Genomic DNA, 1,401 nt, shown 5'->3' with positions numbered 1-1,401 from the left:
CAATGCCGTTGCTTTTGGGGTCACTGCCATCTGTGGTTCAAGGCGATGGTGACGGCTGGCCGGTGCTGGCTGGCGGGTTCGTCGGATGCCTTGCTGCCAAACGGGGTGATGCACGATTTCAGCTTCCGTGGGCAGTCTCGTGACCGTCGTCGGGGCAGCAAGGCTCTTGTGATCTCGGCAAGGCCGAGGTGACGGTCACGTCTGCGTGCTGAGGGGGGAAAAGCCGGTCGGTGCGATCACCGAGCGGCGGACGACGTGCAGGGCCCGGGTGAACGAGGTCCGCTCCGCCGGGCACTGCGCGATGCGGGAGGCTTCGACGAGCAGGTCCCGGGTGGCGTGGTGGACGATCAGGTGGGCGAAGATCTCTTGGCGGATACCGTCGGGGGTCTGCGAGCGGAGGACGGGTCTGTCGCGCTGATGGGTCTTGATCTCATCGAAGACGAGCTCGATCTCCCAGCGTCGCGCGTACAGTTCGGCGAGTTCGGCGGCCGGGTACTTCTCGTGGTCCATCAGGCTGGTGATCAGTCGGATCACCTCGGCCTGACCGTCGATCCGGTACTCGACCACCCGCACCAGGGCCGGCGGGGCTTTGACGGTCCCGGCCGCTTTGCTGTGCTTGTTCGCCTGGATCCGGGCCAGATAGCTTCCGTCCTCAAGGACGTCTTCGACCCTCCGGGCCATCCGCCGCTCCGTCCGCCACAGCAGGTGGGCACCCCGGTCACGCAGCCGGTGCCAGCGGGCCAGGCCCCAGAATCCGCGATCAGCCAGCAGCAACGTGCCGTCACCGACATGCCGCTCCAGTTCGTCAGAAACAATCCGCTCGGAGTCCTTCCAACCACCGATCACCGCGTCCAGCACCGCGTGCGAGGAGCATTCCGCCACCGCGACCATCCGCGCCATCGGATAGCCCATAGGACTGCGCTGGGAGCCGGACTTGCCGAACGTTTCCCGGTTGCTGGCCGAGTCGGGCACCGCCAGCAACATTCCGTCGACGGCCAGAACGCTCAGACCGTGAAAGAGCTCGGGACCGCGTCCCAGCGGCCGGGCCATCGCACGGAACAAATCGCGCATCACCGTCCACCCCAGTCTCTGCCTGGCCCTGGTCAGGGACGACTTGTTCACCCCCGACCACGACCTCAGCCCCGGCTCGCCCGCCTTCAACAACCGCAGGACTTCCAGGTAATCGACCCGTGGAAACAGACATAACGCGAGAACGAAGTACACCGTGAACCGGGCCGACAGCAGGCGACGGCGCTTCTCCCCGCGCCCCGCCTCGGCAACGACATGGTCCACCAACTCAGGCGGACACGACCGGGTCAAGATCCCCAACCCCAGCCGCTCCAGACGCGACACCAACACGAACGGCCCAACGACCTGCCTGCCTTAAAAGCAACGGCATTG

Annotated in this window: 1 protein-coding gene; it reads right to left on the bottom strand. The window is 66.0% G+C overall.

The genetic code is table 11. The features are described from left to right. Nucleotides 1-195: 195 nt before the first annotated feature. On the bottom strand, nucleotides 196-1,293 hold the full coding sequence (locus ACIRQP_RS42450; RefSeq protein ID WP_403900839.1) for an IS4 family transposase: 1,098 nt from the start codon (nucleotides 1,291-1,293) through the stop codon (nucleotides 196-198). Nucleotides 1,294-1,401 lie beyond the last annotated feature (108 nt).

This window comes from Streptomyces sp. NPDC102274, from assembly GCF_044766385.1.
Taxonomy (GTDB): Bacteria; Actinomycetota; Actinomycetes; order Streptomycetales; family Streptomycetaceae; genus Streptomyces.
This window is presented reverse-complemented; position numbering and strand designations above follow the sequence as displayed.